The organism is Pseudomonas sp. OST1909, from assembly GCF_015277575.1.
Classification (GTDB): domain Bacteria; phylum Pseudomonadota; class Gammaproteobacteria; order Pseudomonadales; family Pseudomonadaceae; genus Aquipseudomonas; species Aquipseudomonas synxantha_A.
This window is the reverse complement of record NZ_CP063780.1, coordinates 5642560-5664588: the sequence shown is the minus strand read 5'-3', so window position 1 is coordinate 5664588 and position 22029 is coordinate 5642560. Positions and strand designations below refer to the sequence as shown.

Here is a 22029-nt window from a genome sequence, read left to right as displayed (position 1 = left end):
AAGCCAGCTCCCACATTTTCATTGGGTTTCGTCAGTGACTACTGCGTGAACAGCACCTTTTCTCCCTCTGGCGAGGTAAACATCTTATCCCCGTCATGCCCCACCCCCGGCACTTCCACCAGCTTGTGACTCAACTGCGGATGGCGCAGCTTGAGGTAATCAAAGTAGTTGTGCCCACGAATCAGCCTATACGCACCCTGGGCTTCGGCTTCGCAGCCTTTATCCAATGCCGGGTGGTTGGGGTCGGTGTCCTGCTGGCCCAACAGGTAGGTGATGTCGCGTGAGACGTAGGCTTTTTCCAGTTGCTGGGCGCCTCGGTCACCCACGTAATCGGGCAGCTTTTGCATGCCGTATTTCCAGTCGTTGAAGCTTGGGCAACTGGTCGTATCGAACGGCACCGGCCGCTGCGGGCTGAAGTAGGCGTAGGACGATGGGTTGGCAACCACGTACCGCAGGCTGATGCCTTCTGTTTGCAGCAACGGGTGGTCATGGCCGGTGAGGGCGAAGCGTTGGACGACCTGGCCGCCACCGGAATGCCCGGCGATCACGATTTCCTTTAGTGCCGGGAACAGCTTGCGGTTGCCCAGGTGCTTGATGATCTGGTCCAGAGCGCCATAAGAACTGACCTGCTCAGGCGCGGTGGAAGCTTCGCCAGCCATCCAGTCGTTGCCCTTCCAACGCAATACCTGATTGCCCAGATGGTTACGCTTCACGTCCGATTGATTCAGAAACTGCGGCGCGATCACCAGCGTAGTGCCGCCAACCCCGGCATGGGTGGCGGCGTCTATACCGCTTTGCAAGTAGGTCTGCGCATTGCGCAGGCGGCCGTGCACGATGATCAGCGCGCGTGTGACTTTGGGCAGCGGCTGGCGCCAGTCCTGGCTCACGCCGAGGCTGAGGTCGCCGGCCTCCAGATGAAAGCGATCGGGGCTGACCACCTTGACGCCGTGTTCGGCCGCCAGGGTGCAGCAGGACACGAACATACCCAGCAGAAACCCCAATCGTTTGATCATTTAGAGACTCTTGGCCGCGAAGGTATCGCATTGAGTGATCTGGCCCTGGGCGAAGCCGGTCTTGAACCAGCGTACCCGTTGCGCCGAGGTACCGTGGGTAAACGAGTCCGGCACCACGCGTCCTTGCCCCTGTTGCTGCAAGCGGTCATCGCCAATGGCGTTGGCTGCATTCAGGGCTTCTTCGATATCGCCGGGCTCCAGCCAGTTCAGGCGTTTTTGCGCCCGGTTGGCCCACACCCCGGCAAAGCAGTCGGCTTGCAGTTCCTGGCGTACGAGCAGGCCGCCATCCCCTTCCATCTGCCGACCCTGTTGGCGCGCCGCCTGGATCTTGGACGAGATGCCGAGCAGGGTTTGCACGTGGTGCCCGACTTCGTGGGCAATCACGTAGGCCTGGGCGAAATCGCCGGCGGCCTGGAAGCGTTGCGACATTTCGCGGAAGAAATCCAGGTCCAGGTAGACCTGCTGGTCAGCCGGGCAATAGAACGGGCCGCTGGCCGAGGTGGCGCCACCGCAGGCGGAGTTCACCCGGCCACGGAACAGCACCAGTTTGGGGTTCTTGTAGGCCAGGCCGTTTTCCTGGAACACCTGGCCCCAGGTGTCTTCGGTATCACCCAACACCGCGCGCACAAAATCGGCGTGCTCATCATTGGCCGGTGGCGCCTGGCGCGATTGCGAACTCACCGACGGCGCCTGCTCCACCTGCCCCGTCAACTGGCCGAGGATCTGCATCGGGTCCTGGCCGGTCAGCCAGCCAATGCCGACGATCAGCACAATGGCCGTCAGGCTCAGGCCCTTGCCGCCGCCAAAGCGCATACCACCACCGCCGCCGCCACTGTCATCGCGGGCATCCACCACGTTGTCGCTGCGTCGGCCTTTTTTCCATAGCATGGGAGCATTCCTCTGTGTGCTAACCGTGATTGATTATGGTCGGTATTAACGGCAATAGCCTTCGCCGGTGGTCACGATCAGGCAGTCTTTTTTATCCGCCAGCCATTTCAGGCCGGTGGCGGCACCGTCTCCGGCGCGCAACAGCTGCGGGCCGTCGGGGCGGGTGAAGGCGATGCCATCTTCGTTCGCTTCACCTTTGAAGGTGCCGGCATCGTCGGCGTCGAGGCCGTATTGCATGGTCAGAAGGTAGTGGCCGCGGCCGATGCTGTCGTCCTTGGCGATGGTCAGGTGCAAGCCTTCGACGCCGATCCATTTGCCGACCCATTGATCGGTGGGGGGCGTCTGCGGCACCAGGGTCGCCTGTACAGACGGCGGCGCGGGCTTGGGGGCTTCCTTGGCTTTATCGCAGGCGGTAAGCAGGGCGAGGGCAGACAGAACAAACAGGATTTTTTTCATAGCGGCAAGGCCTTGATTAAAAAGTGTGCAACGCCTGGGCGAGCGTGCAGGGTTGGACTCGATTCCAGTGATTTAGTGCGCTGTTCGCCCGCTGTTTGGTTATGCTCTTGGAGCAGGCGCTGGCCCGGCTGCTAGATTACCGGGTTGAGTACCATCGCGTTCAGCCCGCCAGCAAGAGAATTCCATGACTGTCAGTACCCCCCTCTCAGGCGTCAACCATCCTTTCAAAGGCATCCTGCTGATTGTGGTGGCGACGTTCCTGTTCTCCAGCCACGACGCCTTGTCCAAATACCTGGCCGGGTTCTACCCCATTGTGATGGTGGTATGGGCGCGCTACCTGGTGCACACCCTGCTGATGGCCGGGATCTTCCTGCCGCAATCAGGCTTGCGCGTGCTGCGCAGCAAGCGCCCGGGTATGCAGGTGGTACGTGCCTTGTGCCTGTTGGGCACCAGCCTGTTTTTCACTGCGGCATTGCACTACATCCCATTGGCCGAAGCCACGGCGGTGAACTTCCTCGCGCCGATCCTGGTGACGGCGCTGTCGGTGCCGCTGTTGGGCGAACATGTGACACGCGGCCAGTGGCTGGCGGTGATCTGCGGCTTTATCGGGGTGTTGGTAATCATCCATCCCGGCGGCGAACTGTTCACGCCGGCGGTGCTGTTGCCGTTGTGTTCGGCGACGTTCTTCTGCTTTTACCAACTGTTGACGCGCATCCTCAGTAAGTTCGATACGCCGACCACCAGCAACTTCTTCGCCGGGCTGTGCAATACCCTGGTCATGAGCGCCATGGTGCCGTTCTTCTGGCAGGTGCCGAGCCTGTGGCATGGCGTGCTGATGCTGGCACTGGGCACCTGCGGGATGACCGCGCACCTGATGCTCACCCAGGCGTTCCGCTTTGCGGCGCCGGCCTTGCTGGCGCCGTTTGGCTATTGCCAGATTGTGTTTGCAGGGTTGTTGGGCTGGCTGGTGTTCAGCCATACCCCCGATACAACCACGGTGGTCGGTATCGGGGTGATCTGCATGAGCGGGTTGGCCGCTGCCTGGCAGCAGCGGCGCAGGTAGGTCAAAGGTCGACGGTAGGAATCTTGCGCGGTGCCATGAAGTACATCCAGGTCAGCGCAATGAAGTACATCGCCGGGATCAGGGTGAATAACACTGTGTAGTTGTTGTTGGTCACCGTGAGGATATGGCCGACGATCTGGGTCATGAACATGCCGCCGATGGCCGCGCACATGCCGCCGAAGCCGAACACCGTGCTCATCATGTGCTTGGGCGTGTAGTCCATCACCAGGCTCCAGATGTTGGCGGTCCAGGCCTGGTGGGCGCCGATGGCCAGGGAGATGGCGAACACCGCGACCCACAGCTGGCTGGAGCCGGCCGCCATGATCACACCGACGATGCAGCAGGCGAACAGCAGCATCGACAAGAGCCGCGCCTTGATCGAGTTCATCCCGCGGCCGATCAGGAATGACGACAGAATCCCGCCCCCCACGCTGCCGAAGTCGGCGGTCAGGTAAATGATGATCAGCGGAATGCCCATCTGCGTCACGTTGATGCCCAGGTTGTATTGCTGGTTCAAGAACGGCGGCAGCCAGTACAGGTAGAACCAGAACACCGGCGCAGTCAGCGCGTAGGCGATGGCGAAGGCCCAGGTGCCACGCATACGCAGGATGCGGCTGAACGGCACGCGGGGCTGTTCGGGCTCGACTTCCTGTTGCACGTAGTCCAGCTCCGATTGTTTAACGCTTGGGTGGTCTTCCGGGTTGTAGTACTTCAGCCCCCAGAACAGCAGCCAGATACCGCCCAGCGATGCCATGCACAGGAACGCCGCCTGCCAGCCCCACACGTGCAGGATCAAGGGCAGCAGCATCGGCGTCATCATCGCGCCGACGTTGGTGCCGGCGTTGAAGATGCCGGTGGCCACCGCACGTTCACCCGCCGGGAACCACAAACGTGTGGTCTTGACGCAGGCGGGGTAGTTGGCGGCTTCGGTCAGGCCGAGGATAAATCGGCAAACCATAAAGCCCACCGCCGAAGTGGCCAGACCGTGGGCGCCGGTGGCCAGGCTCCACAGCAGCACGGCGCAAAAGAACACGCGCTTGACGCCTACGCGGTCGATCAGGCGGCCTTGCAGCACAAAGCCGATGGCGTAGCCGACCTGGAACCAGAAGTTGATGTTGGCGTAGTCCATCGCCGTCCAGCTCATTTCTTTGGCCAGGATCGGTTGCATCACGCCCAGGGCGGCGCGGTCGATGTAGTTCAGGGTGGTGGCAAAAAACACCAGGGCCAGCATGCCCCAGCGCGTTTTACCCACGGCCAGGGCGCCGCGGATCTTGTCGCCGATGCCGGCGTGCGGGTTGCCCGGGCGCGTGGCCAGGGCTGGATTTTGCAGAGGCATGAGGTCGTACCCGTTTTTTTGAAATTCTTATGGTGTGTTCTGGGTCTTTGTTACGTGAACGAATTGCCAGGTCGATGGTGCGCAGTGGTTAAAAAGTCGTCAATTCGCTAAACGGGCATAGTGTTCGATAATCGCACCAAAAACTAACCGGTTCGTACATTTTAATTGCTGCCTGTAGGCTGGGGGCGAATAATTTGCCACAAACAACAATTGCCGGGAGTCTTCCATGCAACGTTCTATTGCCACTGTGTCCTTGAGCGGCACCCTGCCGGAAAAGCTTGAGGCTATTGCCGCCGCCGGGTTTGATGGGGTGGAAATCTTCGAGAACGATTTGTTGTATTACGACGGCAGCCCCCGGGAAGTCAGGCAGATGTGCGCCGACCTGGGCATTGCCATTACCTTGTTCCAACCGTTTCGCGATTTCGAAGGATGCCGCCGCGACCGCCTGGCGCGCAACCTGGAGCGCGCCGAGCGCAAGTTTGACTTGATGCAGGAGCTGGGCACCGACCTGGTATTGGTGTGCAGCAATGCCTCGGCCGACAGCGTGGGCGACGAACGTATTCTGCTCGATGACTTGAGCCTGCTGGCCGAACACGCGGGCAAGCGTGGCCTGCGCATCGGCTATGAAGCATTGGCCTGGGGCAAGCATGTGAACACGTGGCAGCAGGTGTGGAACCTGGTGCGCCAGGTCGATCACCCAAGCCTGGGCGTGTTGCTCGACAGCTTCCACACCTTGTCGCTCAAGGGCGACCCCAGCGCCATTGCGCAGATCCCCGGCGACAAGATCTTCTTCGTGCAAATGGCCGACGCGCCGATCCTGGCCATGGATGTGCTGGAGTGGAGCCGGCATTTCCGCTGCTTCCCGGGGCAGGGCGAGTTCGACCTGGCTGGCTTTCTCGCACCGATCATCCAGAGTGGCTACACCGGGCCGTTGTCCCTGGAAATTTTCAACGACGGTTTCCGCGCCGCGCCGACTCGGGCGAATGCGGCGGATGGCTTGCGGTCACTGTTATACCTGGAAGAAAAAACCCGCCAACGCCTGGCTGAACAAGCCCCCGCTGCGCCCGTGGACATCCTGTTTGAAACCCCGGCGGCCAGCGAATACGACGGTATCGAGTTTCTTGAATTTGCCGTGGATGAAAGCCTCGGCGCCAAACTGACCCACTGGCTGGAGCGCCTGGGTTTCGCCAAGGCCGGTCAGCATCGCTCGAAGAACGTGAGCCTGTTGCGCCAGGGTGACATCAACCTGATCCTCAACTGCGAACCCTATTCCTTCGCCCACAACTTTTTCGAGGCCCATGGCCCATCGCTGTGCGCCACCGCGATTCGGGTCAAGGACAGCGCCAAGGCCCTGGAGCGGGCGGTGGCCTACAAGGGCCAGCCTTATCGCGGCCTGGTCGGCCCCAACGAGCTGGAATTGGCCGCGGTGCGTGCGCCGGACGGCAGCCTGATCTACCTGGTGGACCCCAGCGAAGGCGGGCTGTACGACACCGATTTCAACCTGCAAGCGGCCACACCCGCCAGCGGTGGCTTGTTGCGCATCGACCATATGGCCATGGCGCTGCCGGCGGACAGCCTCGACAGTTGGGTGCTGTTCTACAAAAGCCTGCTGGATTTCGAAGCCGATGACGAGGTGGTGCTGCCCGACCCCTACGGCTTGGTGAAGAGCCGTGCGTTGCGCAGCCGTTGCAGTTCGATTCGCCTGCCGCTGAACATCTCCGAAAACCGCAATACGGCGATTTCCCACGCGCTTTCCAGCTATCGCGGTTCGGGCGTGCACCATATTGCCTTCGATTGCGCGGATATTTTCGCCGAGGTGCGCCGGGCCAAAGAGGCCGGCGTACCGTTGTTGGATATTCCACTCAACTATTACGACGACCTGGCGGCGCGCTTCGATTTCGACGATGAGTTCCTCAGTGAGCTGGCGTATTACAACGTGCTGTACGACCGCGACGCCCAGGGCGGTGAGTTGTTTCATGTGTACACCGAGGCGTTCGAAGGGCGGTTTTTCTTCGAGATTATCCAGCGCAAGAACGGCTATGCCGGCTACGGCGCGGCCAACGTAGCGGTGCGTCTGGCGGCGATGGCCAAGTCGCGCAGTGGGGCGGTACGCCAGGCCCGGCTATAACCGCAGGCAGGTGCTTCCTTCGGGGAGCGCCGCGGCCCATAATCAGCGCCTGCAAACAATGGCCGTGAGCGCACCATGACCTCGAGTCCCGATCTCCCCGCGGTAGCCGACGCACCGCGCAAGAGTCGCAAGAACAATCCGGAAAAGACCCGCGAGAATATTCTCCAGGAAGCCATTGTCGAGTTTGTTCAACAGGGCCTGGCCGGCGCTCGCGTGGACGCCATCGCCGAGCGCATCCACACCTCCAAGCGCATGATCTATTACTACTTCGGCAGTAAGGAGCAGTTATACGTCGAGGTATTGGAGAAGCTCTACGGCGATATCCGCAACACCGAAACCCGCATGAACCTCACGGCCCTGGAGCCGCGTGAGGCGATTCGCCGGCTGGTGGAATTCACTTTCGATCACCATGACCAGAACGTGGATTTCGTGCGTATCGTCAGCATCGAAAATATCCACAACGCCGAGTACGTCAAACGCACCGAGACCATCAAGGCGATGAACAGCAAGATCCTCGAAGGGCTGGGCGAGACCTTGCGCCGTGGCGCCGAACTGGGGTTGTTTCGCGAAGGGCTGGAGCCGTTGGACGTGCACTTGTTGATCAACTCGTTCAGTTTTTACCGGGTCTCCAACCGGCATACCTTCAGCGAGATATTCCAGATCGAACTGTCGGACGAGGCGATCAAGCACCGGCACCGGGAGATGATCTGCGAGTCGGTGCTGCGCTACCTGCAAGCCTGAGAACACCCAACTCTCAAGGTAGAAATGCAGTCAAAATGTGGGAGGGGGCTTGCTCCCACATTTGAACTCTGTTTCGGCAGTCAGCCATTCATGCTCTGGAAGTGCGCTAGCATCCTGTCTGCATCCGCCACTTCACCGCTGAACAACTCAAACGCCTTCACCGCCTGAAATACCGCCATGTTGCCGCCATCCAGGGTGCGGCAACCCAATGCGCGGGCGTCGCGCAGCAGTTCGGTTTCCAGCGGGAAATACACGATTTCCGCGACCCACAACCTTGCCCGCAACAACGCAGCGGGGACCGGTGTGCCGGGCAATTTGGTCATGCCCATCGGCGTGGTATTGACTAAACCATCGGCCTCGGCCATCGCATTTTCCAGATCAGTGCCGACTTGGGCACGACCAGGGCCGAAGCGCTGCGCGAGGTTATCCACAAGGTCGCGGGCGCGGGAGGCGTCCACGTCGAAAATGCTCAAGTACTCAACCCCCTCTGCCAGCAGTGCATGGGCTACCGCTGCGCCCGCGCCACCGGCGCCCATCTGCACCACGTGTCGGCGGGCAACGTCCTGCAAGTTGCGGCGAAACCCTTCGGCGAAGCCCAGGCAATCGGTGTTGTGGCCGATCCGTTTACCGTCCTTGAACACCACGGTGTTGACTGCACCAATGCCCCGGGCCTCGTCGGACAAGTCATCAAGCAGGGGCAGGATCGCCTGCTTGCACGGGTAGGTAATGTTCAACCCGTTGAAGTGCATCAGCTCGGCGGCCCGCAGTAATTCCGGCAGGGCGGTGAGGTCCAGGTGCAGCGGCTCAAGGTCGATCAGGCGATACAGGTAGCGCAGGCCCTGGGCGTCACCCTCGTGTTCATGCAGGGCAGGGGTGCGGGAAGCCTGGATACCGGCGCCGATCAGGCCGGCGAGAATGCGCGGTTTCATCAGGCGCGTCCCTTGAGTGTCTGGCTGAAGTGCTCCAGCGCCAGGTGGTAGCCGTGGCTGCCAAACCCGGCCAGCACGGCCTTGGCGATGGGCGATACAAATGAATGCTGACGAAACGCTTCGCGCGCGTGCACGTTGGATAAATGCACTTCGATCACCGGCACTTCACTGGCCACCAGCGCATCGCGGATCGCGACCGAGGTGTGGGTCCAGGCTGCCGGGTTGATCACGATACCCGCACAACGGTTACGGGCGCCGTGGATCCAGTCGAGCAGTTCGCCTTCGTGGTTGGTCTGGCGAAACTCGATTTTCAGCCCGAGTTCAGTGGCGCTGCGACCACACAGGGCGGCGATGTCAGCCAGGGTTTCATGGCCGTAAGTGGCCGGCTCGCGGGTGCCGAGCAGGTTGAGGTTGGGGCCGTTGAGCACCAGCACGATGGGCGGCATAGCGGGATCTCCACAGTTCTTATTGGTTATGTGGGTAAAATGTACTGGTTGGTTAGTTTGGTCAATTGATCGCAGCGGATCTGTGCGGTTATCGAACTGTTATCAACAACCTCTTGCAGCCCGATCAGATTAGATATCAATTGAAAATCATTCTCGACAACGCTTAAGATGCCCGCCTGTTTCCTATACATTCCAGGGAGTCGGTTTGTCGGACGTGGATCTCAAGGGCCTGTTTCTCAAGCACGCCGATACCCTGCGCGGGTATCTGGCCCGCAAGGTACGGGACCCGCAATTGGCCGCAGACCTGGTGCAGGAGAGCTTCCTGCGGCTGGCGGAAAAACCGGCCGGTGAGCGCATCGACAACTCCCAGGGCTATCTCTATCGAACGGCAAGCAATCTGCTGATCGACCATATTCGTCAGGAAGCACGGCGCAAGACCGACACCGTGCCCCATGAGGCGCTGGCCGAGATCGAAGATGACGTGGCCGGGTTGGAGGCTCAGGCAATGGCGCAGCAACAGCGACAGGCATTGAAGCAGGCACTGGCGGAACTGCCGGAGCGCACCCAGCAGATTTTTCGCTTGAACCGTATCGAAGGCATGACCCACGCCCAGGTCGCCCGGCACCTGGCTATCTCCGACAGCTCAGTGCAAAAGCATTTGGCCAAGGCGTTGGCCTATGTGATGCAGCGCTTGCAGGAAGGCGAGGTGGCGCCATCCGACGAATGAATTACCGAAAAATGCCAGGCCAGACGTCAGAGCGTCTATATAACGAAAATTCGAGATTCACACGTGAATAGCCAGGGTCCGCAACAGCACAGCATTACCGAGGCGGCTGCCGAATGGGCGGTGCGCCTGCACGCCGGTGCCCTGAGCGAACAGGAGCAGGCCGAGTTGCGCCAGTGGATCGCCCGCGACAGCCGTCACGAAGGGGCGCTGCGGTTTGCCGAGCAGACCTGGGCGGCATTGGGTGAAGTACATAAGGACGAGCCCGTACACCGACAACGGCCAGCCGCGCCGACCCCGCCCGTGCGCCGCACCAAACGCAGAAGGCCGTGGCAACGTGCAGCCGCTGTGGCGCTGGTCGTGGTAGTGGCGGGCGTCGGTTGGCTACACGGGCCCGACGTGTTGCTGCACATGCAGGCCGACTACGTCACGCAAAAGGGAGAGATGCGCACGGTGCACCTGGCGGACGGCAGTAGGGTGGAGCTCGATTCCGCCAGCGCCATTCGCCTGGATTACGATGGCGTGCAGCGGAGTATCAGCCTGCTCCAGGGCTCGGCGGTTTTTGATGTGGCGCCGATGAAAGGCGAAGAAACCCGGCCGTTCGTAGTGCACAGCGCCGGGGGCCAGACCCGGGCGCTGGGCACGCGGTTTGTGGTCGAGCGTGAGGGCCCGAGCCAGGCCTGGGTCGGTGTGCTGCAGCACAGCGTCGAGGTGTCTATGCAGGTATCACCGACCACCGGCCCGGCCGAGCGCGTTGTGCAGCAAGGCCAGGCTGCGCGTTACAGCCCCGTTGAAGGTGTGGTCAGCCTTGATCAGTTTGATGTGGATCGCGCCACCAGTTGGCGGCGCGGTGTGTTGATCTTCGACCGCCAGCCGTTGGCCAAGGTTATCGAGCAACTCAACCGTTACCGCCCCGGGCGGGTGGTGTTGACCGACGCGGCCTTGGGCGAACGCGAAGTCAGCGGTGTCTTCCGCCTGGACATGCTCGACAGCGCACTCGCCACCCTGACCCAGGAACTTCAAGTGCAACGCTTGGACCTGGCCGGCCTCAGCCTGATCTATTGATCCTCTCCCGTCAGAAACCTTCTGCCCTTGCTCCTACAAAAAAATATTACTGACTTCCCGTGTCTCGCGCGTCTTGCTAGGTGAGAAGCATTCGCATAAACAAAAAACGCTTAGCGCAGGGATAACCACACATGTCAGCACTCACCAAGGGGCGTATCACCGGCAGCCGGTTGGCCCTGGCCATTCACTTGGGATTGTTTGCCGTCGCCGCGCCGGTGCATGCCGTGCAGCCTGCGGCTGGCGCAGCCCAATCTGCTGTGTTGAGGTTCGACATTCCTGCGCAATCCCTGGGCAGTGCAGTACTGGCGTTCGCCGATCAGGCGGGCCTGCAAGTGTTGTTCGACAGCCAGCGCCTGCAAGGGTTGAGCAGCTCCGCGCTCAAGGGCAGCTTCGACGTGCAGGAAGGTCTTGGTCGCCTGCTGGGTGCCGCACCGGTTGAATATCGTTTCACCGGCGAGCGCCAGGTCACCTTGACCCGCGTCGAGCAACAGGCCGGAGCGCTGGCCTTGGGGACCACCACCATCACCGGCCTGCACAAGCAGGACTGGGTGTATTCAACACCACGTTCGGTCAGCGTGGTCGATCGCGAGCAACTGGACCGTAACCCGCCACGCCATGCTGCCGAGATGCTTGAAGAGGCGCCTGGCGTCTACTCCGCCGTCAGCCAGCAAGACCCTGGCCTGTCCGTGAATATCCGCGGTATCCAGGACTATGGCCGGGTCAATATGTCGGTCGATGGCATGCGCCAGAATTACCAGCAGAGCGGCCACCAGCAACGCAATGGCACGCTGTATGTCGACCCCGAGTTGTTGTCCGAAGTGGTGATCGAAAAGGGCGCGACCTCAACCCAGGGCGGGGCAGGCGTGATTGGCGGGGTGGCCAATTTCCGTACCGTGGAGGCCGCCGACCTGCTCAAGGACGGCAAGCAAATCGGCGGGCGCATTCGCCTCACCACCGGGTTGGGCGGGCGCAGCAACGGCACGCACTTTATCGGCAGTTCGGCGTTTGCCGTGGGGACCGACGTGTGGGACATGTTGGTGGCCGCCAGTGAGCGTCACCTGGGCGATTACAACCCCGGCACCAAGGGCAGCATCGGCGAGCTGCGTACCGGTGCGGCTTACATGCCGGCCAGTGAAGAGCGCATCAAGCACAGCACGGTCGCCTATTCAGGCTCGGTGATGCGCTCGCGCCTGCTCAAGCTGGGGCTCAACCTGCCAGTTGATCAGCGCCTGCAACTGAGCTACCTGGTTACCGAGGTCGACTACGACGACGTCAACATGATGACCGCCGAAAAGCCCCAGTTGTGGGAAAAGCTCGGCAGCAGCAACGTCAAGGCGCAGAACTTCGCGCTGGATTACAGCTACGCACCGGACAACCCGCTGATCGACTTCAAGGCCAAGCTTTATCATGTGGATACCCGCAATGACCAATCCACGCTGGCCCGGGGGATCAGCAAGGGTTACGACGTTACCTATCAAACCAATACCTATGGCGTGCAGGCGCAGAACATCTCGACCTTTGCCCTGACCGAGCTGGCCGCACTCAAGGCCAACTACGGGCTGGAGTTTTTCTACGATAAGGTTCGGCCCGATTCCAACCAGGCCGTAGAAGCCGGCTCGGCGCTGACCGCGTCGGCGGCGGAAAGCATTACGCCCAAAGGCGACCGCGCGATGGGCAGCCTGTTCGGGCGCCTGGATCTGGACTACGACGGTTGGCTGAACCTTAACGCCGGTTTGCGTTATGACCGCTATCGGCTGCGCGGCGAAACCGGCTTGAACACCCGCACGTTCATCCTCGGCACCACCCGCCAGATTGGGGTGCCGGTCAATTACGACGTGGATCGCGAGGAGGGCCGTTTCTCCCCGACCTTCGGCCTGTCGATCAAGCCCGGCGTCGATTGGTTGCAGCTCTTCGCCACCTACGGCAAGGGTTGGCGTCCGCCGGCGGTGACCGAAGCCCTGGTCAGCGGCCGGCCCCATGGCGGTGGGTCGGAGTCGATTCTCCCCAACCCCTACCTCAAGCCGGAGCGATCCACTGCGTGGGAAGTCGGGTTCAATGTGCTCAAGCAAGACCTGCTGTTCGCCGATGATCGCGCGGGTATGAAAGTGTCGTACTTCAACACCCGGGTCGATGACTTTTCCTATATGGCCCTGGGCGTGCAGCCACCCGGTTATGGCAACGTCAATATCGGCAGTGCGGCCTACGTCAACAACCTGGAAGCCACGCGTTTTCGTGGCCTTGAGTACCAGCTCGATTACGACGCCGGCTTTGCCTACGGCCAGTTCAACTACACGCGGATGCTCGGCAGCAACAAGTTCTGCAGCAAAACCGCCTGGCTCGGCGGTGTGACCAAGACCCAGAAGCGGCCCGGCAACCGGGCGCCGGTGGATGCGATGGTACCGGACGATGCGGCCAATGCTGGCGTGGGTTGCAGCGCGATCCTGGGCTCGTCCGAACACATGCCCATGGACCGTGGCACCGCCACCCTGGGCGCACGGTTCCTTGAACGCAAGCTGGATGTGGGCGTGCGCGCTCGCTACAGCGCGGGCTACTACGTCAAAGGCGCCGCCGGGGTGACCACCGCGCAAACCGGCGTCTACCCCGCCGACTGGAAGCCCTACACCGTCTATGACCTTTATGGCAGTTACCGCGCCACCGACCAACTGACCCTGCGCCTGGCCATGGAAAACGTCACCGATCGCGCCTACCTGGTGCCGTTGGGCGACGTGCTGGCCTTCACCCTGGGCCGTGGGCGCACGTTGCAGGGCACCGTTGAATATCAGTTCTGACCGCTTTTGCCCAGTAACGGGCAAAACCACAGCAGGCACTGGCTTGCTGCGGAGTGACCACCCAATGACTTGGAGTTTTGCATGAGCATTTCTATTTCATACAGCACGACCTACGCCGCCAACACCGTCGCTCAGTACCTGAGCGATTGGTCGGCCTACTTCGGTGATCTCAACCACCGTGAAGGTTCGGTCAAAGAGGGTGTGAACACCGGTGGTTTCAATCCTGGGCCGTTCGACGGCACCCAATATGGCGTATCGAGCAGCGTCAGCGACGCGGCGGTGGTTGCCGAAGGCAGCCTGCATTACACCTTGTTCAATCCGCCGACCCACACCCTGTGGGGTTCGCTCGATGGCCTGACCCTGGGCGATACCCTCGCCGGTGGCGCAACCAGCGGTGGCTACAGCATCGCCAACCACGAAGTCAGCTTCACCAACCTGGGCCTGTCGAGTCTGCAGTCCGAAGGCCGTGACGGCCAGGTGCACAAAATCGTGTACGGCCTGATGAGCGGTGACAGTTCGGCGCTGGCCTCGGCAATCGACACCTTGCTCAAGGGCATCGACCCAAGCCTGTCGGTCAACTCCACCTTCGACCAACTGGCCGCCGCCGGTGTGGCGCATCAGGATTCGGCTGCGTTCGCCGCTGCCGATGTGGGCCTGGTCGGGATTCAGGATGCGCCGCAAGACTTCGCCCTGGCCGCCTGATGCAAAAAAGCCGATGAAAGCTCACGCCTTCACCGGCTTGGTTGAAACCCCGTCGCCGCCCGAGTTTTCGAAGGCCTGGGCGGCGGCGGGGGCAAATTCTGTGGGTGCGCCGCAGGTGCTGTCAACGCACCGGGCGAGCCCTTGCTTGACTCTTCAATGGGACAACCTCCATGACTCGGCCCGGTGCCAAGCGCGCGAATGAGATGCTGGCTGCACTCACGGCCTATAGAAGCGCCTTTTTCAACATCGGCCTGTTCTCGGCGGTGATCAACCTGCTGATGCTGGCCCCGGCGCTGTACATGTTGCAGGTGTACGACCGGGTATTGGCTTCCGGCAACCAGATGACCCTGCTGATGCTGACGCTGATGATCCTCGGCCTGTTCGCCTTGATGGGGGCGTTGGAGTGGGTGCGCAGCCAAGTGGTGATTCGCCTCGGTACGCAGATGGACATGCGTTTGAACCAGCGGGTATTCGACGCCGCTTATGAAGCGCAACTCAAGGGCGGCAGCCAGGCCGCGGGCCAGGCCCTGCACGACCTGACCACCTTGCGCCAGTTCGCCACCGGCCAGGCGCTGTTCGCCTTTTTCGATGCGCCGTGGTTTCCGGTGTACCTGCTGGTGATCTTCCTGTTCCACCCCTGGCTGGGCCTGCTGGCGCTGGGTGGTGCGCTGCTGCTGATCGCGCTGGCGTGGGCCAACCACCATGTCAGCCAGGCGCCGATGGCCCTGGCCAGCCAACTGTCGATCAGTGCCAGTCAGCAGGCCACGGCCAACCTGCGCAATGCCGACACCATCGAGGCCATGGGGATGCTCGCCACACTGCGCGGGCGCTGGTTCAGCCAACACCAGGCGTTTCTGGTGCAGCAGAACCTGGCCAGTGAAAAGACCGCGGTGGTCACAGCCTGGTCCAAGGGCGTACGCCTGGCCCTGCAATCGCTGGTGCTGGGTTTGGGCGCCTGGTTGGCGGTCAACGGCGACATTACGCCGGGGATGATGATTGCCGGGTCGATCCTGATGGGGCGCGTGCTCAGCCCCATCGACCAGTTGATCGGCGTATGGAAGCAGTGGGGTTCGGCGCGCCTGGCCTATGAGCGTTTGTCGTTGATGCTGCAGGATAACCCGGCGCGACCGGCACGCATGAGCCTGCCCGTGCCCAAGGGCCAGGTAAACCTGGAGCAGATCAGCGCCTGCGCCCCCGGCAGCCGTCGGCCCGCGCTGGCCAACCTGGGCTTCAGCCTGCCGGCGGGTGACGTGCTCGGTGTGATCGGCCCCTCGGGCTGCGGCAAGTCCACCCTGGCGCGGGTACTGGTGGGGGCCTGGGCACCGCTGGTCGGCAAGGTGCGCCTGGATGGCGCCGACCTGGCCGTGTGGGACAAACAGCAACTGGGCCCGCATATCGGTTACTTGCCCCAGGACATCCAGCTGTTCGCGGGCAGCATTGCGCAAAACATCGCGCGTTTTGAAACGGTGGAGGCAGATAAAGTCCTCGCTGCGGCGCAAATGGCCGGTGTGCACGAGCTGATCCTGCAACTGCCGCAAGGCTACGACACGCAACTGGGCGAGGGCGGCGCAGGCTTGTCCGGCGGGCAAAAACAACGGGTGGCCCTGGCGCGTGCGCTGTACGGCCTGCCGGCGCTGATTGTGCTGGATGAGCCCAATGCCAACCTCGACGAAGTGGGCGAGCAGGCGCTGCTGCAAGCCATCACCCAGCTCAAGCAACAGCGCCGCACCCTGATTCTGATCACCCACAAACCCAACGTGCTGAGCCTGACCGACCAGTTGCTGATCCTCAAGGACGGCCAGATGCAGGCGTTCGGCCCGACGGCGCGGGTGTTGGAGGCGCGGCAAAAGCCTGTGGTCAGCAAGCCGGTGTCGAGCATGAGCATGAGCTACCGCTTCGGTGAAGGAAAACCCGCATGAGCCAGAGCAAAGCAGCATGGGTCAGTGAGCCGCCGCACAACGTGCTGGCGCTGGATGACAAAAAATACTCGCGCCTGGGTTGGTGGCTGGTGCTGGGAGGCTTTGCCGGCTTTCTTGGCTGGGCGGCGCTGGCACCGTTGGACAAGGGCGTGGCGGTGGCGGGCAAGGTCATGGTGTCGGGGCATCGCAAGACGGTGCAACACCCGGCGGGCGGGATCGTCGAGCGTATCGACGTGCGTGACGGTGATCGGGTACGCGCAGGCCAGGTGTTGTTGCGCTTGAAAGAAACACCGTTGCGCGGGCAGATGCAGTCACTGCGCAGCCAATACCTGGCGTCGCTGGCCAGCGAAGCGCGCTTGAATGCAGAGAGTGAAGGCTTGCCGGCCATTGCATTTGGCCCCGAGCTGTTGGCCGATCCCGACGCCGCGAACACCCTGAGCCTGCAACGCCAGTTATTCCAGAGCCGTGCCCAGGCCCTGGCCACCGAACAGGCGGGCCTGCGCGAAACCATCGCCGGCTTTGAGGCGCAGTTGCGAGGCACGCGGGCCTCCCAGGCGAGCAAAGTGCAACAGCGGGCGGCGTTGAGTGAACAGCTTCAGGGCCTGCGCGAACTGGCACGCGACGGCTACATCCCTCGTAATCGCCTGCTCGACAGCGAGCGGCTGTATGCGCAGATCGACGGCGCCATCGCCGAGGATTTCGGGCGTATCGGCCAGTTGCAGCGCCAGGTGCTGGAGTTGCGTTTGCGCATCCGCCAGTTGGGCGAAGACTTTCAGAAAGACCTGCGCACTCAGTTGGCCGAGACCCGCACCCGCAGCGAGGACTTGCGCAATCGCCTGGCCTCCGCCGAGTTCGAACTGGCCAACAGCCTGGTGCGCGCCCCGGCATCCGGTGTGGTGGTGGGGTTGCAGGTGTATACCGAAGGCGGCGTGATCAAGCCCGGTGAGGCCCTGATGGACATCGTGCCCCAGGACGAGCCGTTGTGGGTGGAGGCGCGGGTGCCGGTACAGATGATCGACAAGGTGCACCCGGGCTTGCCGGTCGAGTTGATGTTTTCGGCATTCAACCAATCCACCACGCCACGGGTGGCGGGCGAGGTCACGTTGGTCTCGGCCGACCGCCAGGTCGATGAGCGCACCGATGAGCCGTATTACACGCTACGGGCCCAGGTCAGCGCAGCGGGTATGCAGCAACTGGACGGCGTGCAGATCCGTCCGGGGATGCCGGTGGAAACCTTCGTCAAGACCGGCGAGCGCTCGATGCTCAACTACCTGTTCAAACCCTTGCTGGACCGTACCCATATGGCCCTGGTGGAAGAATGAAGGCGTTGTTGTTTACCCTCTGTTTAAGTTGCACGCCCGCGGCAAACGCTCTGGGTCTGTTGGATGTGTATGATTTGGCGCTACGCAACGACCCGACCTTTCAGGCGGCGATCCAGGAGCGTGAGGCCGGTGAAGAAAACCGCGTGATTGGTCGGGCCGCACTGTTGCCGAACCTGTCATGGAGCTACAACAACTCGCGCAATGAGTCCGAAGTCACCCAGAGTACGGCGGTGGGTAATGTCACCAGCGACCGCAATTACCGCAGCTACGCCTCGGCCCTGACCTTGCAGCAACCGCTGCTCGATTACGAAGCCTATGCGCGTTTTCGCCAAGGCACCGCCCAGGCGTTGATGGCCGACGAGCGCTTTCGCGGCAAGAGCCAGGAGCTGGCCGTGCGGGTACTGGGCGCCTACAGCCAGGCATTGCTGGCACAAGAGCGCATCGAGTTGAGCCGTGCCCAGAAGCGTACGTTTGCCGAGCGCCTGCAACTCAACGACCGCCTGCTCAAAGGCGGTGAGGGTACCCGTACCGATGTGCTTGAAACCCAGGCGCGCCTGAGCCTGGCCCAGGCCGAAGAGATCGAAGCCGTGGATGCCCAGGACAGCGCTTTACGTGAGTTGGAAGCCATTGTCGGCCAGCCGCTGCATATCGAAGAACTGGCACCCCTGGCCCGCGCATTCGAGATCGCGCCGCTTGAGCCCAACCGTTTCGAAACCTGGCGTGAACTGGCCATGGCCAACAACCCCGAACTCAAGTCCCAGCATCACGCGCTCGACGTGGCCTCTTATGAAGTGGAGCGCAAGCGCGCCGGGCACTTGCCCAAGGTCAGCCTGTACGCGACCAGTCGCAAAACCAGTTCCGACTCAGAAAGCAGTTACAACCAGAAGTACGACACCAACAGCGTCGGCATCCAGATCAGCCTGCCGCTGTTTGCCGGTGGCTCGGTCTCGGCCTCTACCCGTCAGGCGGCCAACCAATTGTCCCAGGCTCAATACGAGCTGGACGCGCAAACCGCCGCAACCTTGGTGGAGTTGCGCAAGCAATTCAACCTCAACACCAGCGGCGCGGCCAAGGTGCGGGCCTATGAAATGGCAGTGAGTTCCGCCACGGCACTGGTCACCGCCACCCAGAAAAGCGTCAGTGGCGGCGAGCGGGTCAACCTTGATGTACTCGACGCCGAGCAGCAACTGTTCACTGCCCGCCGCGACCTGGCCAATGCCCGCCACGCGTACCTGCTGGCGCGCATTCAGTTGAAGTATTACGCGGGGTTGCTGAGCGAGCAGGACTTGCGGGCGTTGGCCGGGTATTTCCGGCCCTCGGCATGAGTGATAACTCGGCTCATAAACACCCATCTTTTGTAGGAGCGAGCTTGCTCGCGAAAACCTCACAGGCAACGCATTTCCCCAGGCAACCCGCGTTATCAATGACGTTATTCGCGAGCAAGCTCGCTCCTACATGTGGGTCGGTATATGCCGCGGATTTATCGGCGGGTCAGCAACACACCCGATTCCATATGGTGCGTCCACGGGAACTGGTCGAACATCGCACATTGGGTAATCCGGTGCGTGTCATGCAGTTGCGCGATGTTGGCGGCCAACGTCTCCGGGTTGCAGGAGATGTACAGGATATTGTCGAAACGCCGGGTCAGTTCGCAGGTGTCCGGGTCCATGCCGGCGCGGGGCGGGTCGACGAATACGCTGCCAAACTCGTAGCTTTTCAGGTCGATGCCGTGCAAGCGGCGGAATGGGCGCACTTCATTGAGCGCCTCGGTGAGTTCCTCGGCGGAGAGGCGCACCAACTTGACGTTACCGATCGCGTTTTCATCGAGGTTGCTCAAGGCCGCGTTCACCGAGGTCTTGCTGATCTCGGTGGCCAGCACGTTACGCACGCGAGTGGCCAGCGGCAGGGTGAAGTTGCCGTTGCCGCAGTAGAGTTCCAGCAAATCGTCGGGGCGATCGCCCAAGGCTTCGTATGCCCAGTTGAGCATCTTCTGGTTCACCGTACCGTTGGGTTGGGTGAAGGCGCCTTCGGGCTGGCGGTAGCTGAAGGTGCGGCCACCGACCTCGAGTTTCTCCACCACATAGTCCTGGCCGATCACATCGCGCTTGCCCTTGGAGCGGCCGATGATGCTCACATTCAGCTCAGCCGCCAGCTTGTTCGCGGCGGTGTGCCAATGCTCGTCCAGCGGGCGGTGATAGCACAGGGTGATCATCGCGTCGCCGGCCAGGGTGGTGAGGAACTCCACCTGAAACAGCTTGTGGCTCAGGGCGGCGCTGGCTTGCCAGGCGGCCTTGAGTTGCGGCATCAACTGGTTGATGCGCTGGCTGGCAATCGGAAACGCTTCGATCAGGATCGGCGTGCGTTTGTCGTCCTGGGAAAACATTGCGTAATGGCGATCACCGCCTTCGCGCCACAGGCGGAACTCCGCGCGCAGGCGGAAGTTCTGCAAGGGCGAATCGAAGACCTGCGGCTCGGGCGCGTCGAAGGGTGCCAGCAGGTCACGCAAGCGCGTGACCTTGTCTTGCAGTTGAGCGGTGTAGCTTGCGGCGTCAAAAGTCATGCGTTGAACCAGCCCAGCTTGATCACAAACAGAATCGACAGGATTACCAGTGCCGGGTTCAGCTCACGGTAGCGGCCCGAAAGCAGCTTGATGGCGGTCCAGGCGATGAAACCGAAGGCGATGCCGTTGGCGATGGAGTAAGTGAAGGGCATCGCCAGGGCAGTGATCACCACCGGCGCTGCAACCGTAATGTCATCCCAGTCGATTTCGGCCAGGCCCTGGCTCATCAGCACCGCTACAAACAGCAGGGCTGGCGCGGTGGCATACGCGGGCACGCTGGCGGCCAGCGGCGAGAAGAACAGCGCCAGCAGGAACAGGATCGCGACCACGATGGCGGTCAAGCCGGTGCGGCCACCGGCGCTCACGCCTGCGGCCGATTCGATGTAGCTGGTGGTGGTGGAAGTACCCAGCAGCGAGCCGGCCATGGCGGCGGTGCTGTCGGCGATCAGCGCACGGCCCATTTTCGGCATATGACCGTCCTTGCCCATCAGGCCGGCACGCTTGGCGACGCCGATCAGGGTGCCGGAGTTATCGAACAGGTCGACGAACAGGAAGGCGAATATCACGCTGACCAGGCCGATATCCAGCGCGCCCTTGATATCCAGCTGCAGGAACGTCGGAGCCAGCGAAGGTGGCACCGAGGTCACACCGATGAAGGGTGTGAAGCCCAATACGATGGAGGCGATGGTCACCGCCAGGATACCGATCAGCACCGCACCGCGTACGGCCAGGGCTTCGAGTGCGACGATCAGGACGAAACCCAGCGTCGCCAGGATTGGCGCCGGTTGTTTCAAGTCGCCCAGGCCTACCAGGGTGGCCGGGTTGGCGACCACGATCCCGGCGTTATGCAGGGCAATCAGCGCCAGGAACAGGCCGATACCGGCAGCAATTGCCGAGCGCAGAGGCAGTGGGATGGCGTTGATGATCCACTCGCGGATGCGGAAGATCGACAGCAGGAAGAACAGCACCGCCGAAATGAACACCGCGCCCAGCGCCACCTGCCAGGTGTGGCCCATGTGCAAGACCACGGTGTAGGTGAAGAACGCGTTGAGGCCCATGCCCGGCGCCAGCGCAATCGGGTAGTTGGCGATCAGGCCCATCACGGTGGAACCGATGGCCGCCGCCAGGCAGGTCGCGACAAATACCGCACCTTTGTCCATGCCGGTTTCGCCGAGGATGCTCGGGTTCACGAACAGGATGTAGGCCATGGCCAGGAAGGTGGTGATCCCCGCAAGAATCTCGGTGCGCACATTGGTGTTGTGGGCTTTGAGTTGAAACAGCTTTTCCAGCATGCCGGCTCCCTGTGACGCTATTGTGCGTCGTTATTTGTTGACCTCTAAGTCAAAGCACAAATTGCGCCAAGCGCCTGTGGTTTCAGAGAGGATCGGAAAAAGCGGCGCATCATACCAGCAGCCGAGGCTGTGTGGCGCATGGCCTTGAGGCATACTGCGCCGACGTTCAATACCGGGTCATTGCCAGCATGAAAAAAGCCAACGCGTGGAGTCTAGCTCTGATCGCCAGTATCAGCCTGTGGCTGGGCGCAGCACCGGCGTGGGGCGCGGCTGCACCGGCGTTGAGCGAGGTGCGGGTGTTCAAGGTGGAATCGGCAAAATGCAGCGAAACCATCCCCGAACGGGTGAACACCACCCAGATGTGCGAACACCGTGGGCCCACCCAGGTGTCGGTCATGGAAGTCGGCCTGGGCAACAGCCCGATGGGCCGCTTCAATGGCGCAGAGTTGAACGGGCAACGCACGGCGGTGTGCCAGGTGGGCAACATCAGTGAGGCGTGCAATGGCGTGGGCACCTTGATGGGCTACATCTATGTGTTCGATCTGAATGTCCAGGCCCAGGGCTGGTTCGAATTCACCAATACCTCGATCAACCCCCCGCAAAACACCTTGAAAGCCCAGCTCAATATCCGCTGATCAATCATCTTGAACGCTCAA

The 22029-nt window shown here is 61.8% G+C and carries 19 protein-coding genes; 11 read left to right on the top strand and 8 right to left on the bottom strand.

Going from position 1 to position 22029, the window contains the following annotated elements:
* Positions 1-38: 38 nt before the first annotated feature.
* Genes IH404_RS24650 through IH404_RS24640 form a run of 3 tightly spaced genes read right to left on the bottom strand, consistent with a single transcriptional unit; the run spans position 39 to position 2357 of the window.
* The gene (locus tag IH404_RS24650; protein WP_194439302.1) at positions 39-1013 is read right to left on the bottom strand and encodes an alpha/beta hydrolase; all 975 of its coding nucleotides are present in this window, start codon (positions 1011-1013) and stop codon (positions 39-41) included.
* Positions 1014-1901, bottom strand: coding sequence for a neutral zinc metallopeptidase (locus IH404_RS24645; protein WP_194439300.1), 888 nt, complete (start codon positions 1899-1901; stop codon positions 1014-1016). It abuts the gene before it with no gap.
* 45 nt (positions 1902-1946) lie between these two features.
* A complete protein-coding gene (locus IH404_RS24640; protein ID WP_005791651.1) occupies positions 1947-2357 on the bottom strand; it encodes a membrane lipoprotein lipid attachment site-containing protein in 411 nt (136 codons plus the stop codon).
* A gap of 184 nt (positions 2358-2541) precedes the next feature.
* Here IH404_RS24640 and IH404_RS24635 point away from each other — a divergent pair, with 184 nt between their 5' ends.
* A complete protein-coding gene (locus IH404_RS24635; protein WP_005791650.1) occupies positions 2542-3420 on the top strand; it encodes a DMT family transporter in 879 nt (292 codons plus the stop codon).
* Between the two features lies 1 nt (position 3421).
* Here the strand turns inward: IH404_RS24635 and IH404_RS24630 are convergent, their stop codons facing one another.
* Positions 3422-4756, bottom strand: coding sequence for an MFS transporter (locus IH404_RS24630; RefSeq protein WP_005791649.1), 1335 nt, complete (start codon positions 4754-4756; stop codon positions 3422-3424).
* A 226-nt stretch (positions 4757-4982) separates the two neighbouring features.
* On the opposite strand from IH404_RS24630, the gene quiC reads away from it, so the two are divergent.
* Both quiC and IH404_RS24620 read left to right on the top strand, forming a co-directional pair.
* Complete coding sequence (quiC, locus tag IH404_RS24625) at positions 4983-6884, top strand: 3-dehydroshikimate dehydratase QuiC (protein ID WP_005791648.1); 1902 nt, start codon at positions 4983-4985, stop codon at positions 6882-6884.
* Between the two features lie 75 nt (positions 6885-6959).
* Positions 6960-7625: a TetR/AcrR family transcriptional regulator gene (locus IH404_RS24620; protein WP_005791647.1), complete on the top strand. Its 666-nt coding sequence runs from the start codon at positions 6960-6962 to the stop codon at positions 7623-7625.
* Between the two features lie 80 nt (positions 7626-7705).
* Here IH404_RS24620 and IH404_RS24615 read toward each other — a convergent pair whose 3' ends face one another.
* On the bottom strand, positions 7706-8557 hold the full coding sequence (locus IH404_RS24615) for a shikimate dehydrogenase (RefSeq protein ID WP_194440712.1): 852 nt from the start codon (positions 8555-8557) through the stop codon (positions 7706-7708).
* A complete protein-coding gene (gene aroQ / locus IH404_RS24610) occupies positions 8554-9000 on the bottom strand; it encodes a type II 3-dehydroquinate dehydratase (protein WP_005791645.1) in 447 nt (148 codons plus the stop codon). The genes IH404_RS24615 and aroQ overlap by 4 nt, the downstream gene beginning before the upstream one ends.
* Positions 9001-9205: 205 nt before the next feature.
* Here aroQ and IH404_RS24605 point away from each other — a divergent pair, with 205 nt between their 5' ends.
* From IH404_RS24605 to IH404_RS24575, 7 genes are all read left to right on the top strand, one after another.
* Positions 9206-9727, top strand: coding sequence for an RNA polymerase sigma factor (locus tag IH404_RS24605; RefSeq protein WP_032879370.1), 522 nt, complete (start codon positions 9206-9208; stop codon positions 9725-9727).
* A 63-nt stretch (positions 9728-9790) separates the two neighbouring features.
* Positions 9791-10789 (top strand): FecR family protein, encoded by a 999-nt coding sequence (locus IH404_RS24600; protein ID WP_194439298.1) that lies wholly within the window; start codon positions 9791-9793, stop codon positions 10787-10789.
* A gap of 131 nt (positions 10790-10920) precedes the next feature.
* Entirely contained in the window at positions 10921-13578 is a 2658-nt protein-coding gene (locus tag IH404_RS24595) for a TonB-dependent receptor (protein ID WP_194439296.1), read from the top strand.
* 81 nt (positions 13579-13659) lie between these two features.
* Positions 13660-14280 (top strand): heme acquisition protein HasA, encoded by a 621-nt coding sequence (locus tag IH404_RS24590; protein ID WP_194439294.1) that lies wholly within the window; start codon positions 13660-13662, stop codon positions 14278-14280.
* A gap of 170 nt (positions 14281-14450) precedes the next feature.
* Entirely contained in the window at positions 14451-16199 is a 1749-nt protein-coding gene (locus IH404_RS24585; protein WP_194439293.1) for a type I secretion system permease/ATPase, read from the top strand.
* On the top strand, positions 16196-17521 hold the full coding sequence (locus IH404_RS24580) for an HlyD family type I secretion periplasmic adaptor subunit (RefSeq protein ID WP_005791639.1): 1326 nt from the start codon (positions 16196-16198) through the stop codon (positions 17519-17521). The genes IH404_RS24585 and IH404_RS24580 overlap by 4 nt, the downstream gene beginning before the upstream one ends.
* Entirely contained in the window at positions 17518-18846 is a 1329-nt protein-coding gene (locus IH404_RS24575; protein ID WP_194439291.1) for a TolC family outer membrane protein, read from the top strand. The genes IH404_RS24580 and IH404_RS24575 overlap by 4 nt, the downstream gene beginning before the upstream one ends.
* Positions 18847-19001: 155 nt before the next feature.
* Here the strand turns inward: IH404_RS24575 and trmA are convergent, their stop codons facing one another.
* Positions 19002-20081: a tRNA (uridine(54)-C5)-methyltransferase TrmA gene (gene trmA, locus IH404_RS24570; RefSeq protein ID WP_005791637.1), complete on the bottom strand. Its 1080-nt coding sequence runs from the start codon at positions 20079-20081 to the stop codon at positions 19002-19004.
* Complete coding sequence (locus IH404_RS24565; protein WP_005791636.1) at positions 20078-21373, bottom strand: NCS2 family permease; 1296 nt, start codon at positions 21371-21373, stop codon at positions 20078-20080. The genes trmA and IH404_RS24565 overlap by 4 nt, the downstream gene beginning before the upstream one ends.
* Positions 21374-21561: 188 nt before the next feature.
* On the opposite strand from IH404_RS24565, the gene IH404_RS24560 reads away from it, so the two are divergent.
* Positions 21562-22008, top strand: a complete 447-nt coding sequence (locus IH404_RS24560; RefSeq protein ID WP_005791635.1) for a DUF4879 domain-containing protein — start codon at positions 21562-21564, stop codon at positions 22006-22008.
* Positions 22009-22029 lie beyond the last annotated feature (21 nt).

Coding starts and splice junctions, on each gene's coding strand:
- IH404_RS24575 (WP_194439291.1), top strand. CDS start 17,518: ATGAAGGCGTTGTTGTTTACCCTCTGTTTAAGTTGCACGCCCGCGGCA.
- IH404_RS24585 (WP_194439293.1), top strand. CDS start 14,451: ATGACTCGGCCCGGTGCCAAGCGCGCGAATGAGATGCTGGCTGCACTC.
- quiC (WP_005791648.1), top strand. CDS start 4,983: ATGCAACGTTCTATTGCCACTGTGTCCTTGAGCGGCACCCTGCCGGAA.
- IH404_RS24640 (WP_005791651.1), bottom strand. CDS start 2,357: ATGAAAAAAATCCTGTTTGTTCTGTCTGCCCTCGCCCTGCTTACCGCC.
- IH404_RS24645 (WP_194439300.1), bottom strand. CDS start 1,901: ATGCTATGGAAAAAAGGCCGACGCAGCGACAACGTGGTGGATGCCCGC.
- IH404_RS24620 (WP_005791647.1), top strand. CDS start 6,960: ATGACCTCGAGTCCCGATCTCCCCGCGGTAGCCGACGCACCGCGCAAG.
- IH404_RS24590 (WP_194439294.1), top strand. CDS start 13,660: ATGAGCATTTCTATTTCATACAGCACGACCTACGCCGCCAACACCGTC.
- trmA (WP_005791637.1), bottom strand. CDS start 20,081: ATGACTTTTGACGCCGCAAGCTACACCGCTCAACTGCAAGACAAGGTC.
- IH404_RS24565 (WP_005791636.1), bottom strand. CDS start 21,373: ATGCTGGAAAAGCTGTTTCAACTCAAAGCCCACAACACCAATGTGCGC.
- IH404_RS24595 (WP_194439296.1), top strand. CDS start 10,921: ATGTCAGCACTCACCAAGGGGCGTATCACCGGCAGCCGGTTGGCCCTG.
- IH404_RS24650 (WP_194439302.1), bottom strand. CDS start 1,013: ATGATCAAACGATTGGGGTTTCTGCTGGGTATGTTCGTGTCCTGCTGC.
- aroQ (WP_005791645.1), bottom strand. CDS start 9,000: ATGCCGCCCATCGTGCTGGTGCTCAACGGCCCCAACCTCAACCTGCTC.
- IH404_RS24580 (WP_005791639.1), top strand. CDS start 16,196: ATGAGCCAGAGCAAAGCAGCATGGGTCAGTGAGCCGCCGCACAACGTG.
- IH404_RS24560 (WP_005791635.1), top strand. CDS start 21,562: ATGAAAAAAGCCAACGCGTGGAGTCTAGCTCTGATCGCCAGTATCAGC.
- IH404_RS24630 (WP_005791649.1), bottom strand. CDS start 4,756: ATGCCTCTGCAAAATCCAGCCCTGGCCACGCGCCCGGGCAACCCGCAC.
- IH404_RS24635 (WP_005791650.1), top strand. CDS start 2,542: ATGACTGTCAGTACCCCCCTCTCAGGCGTCAACCATCCTTTCAAAGGC.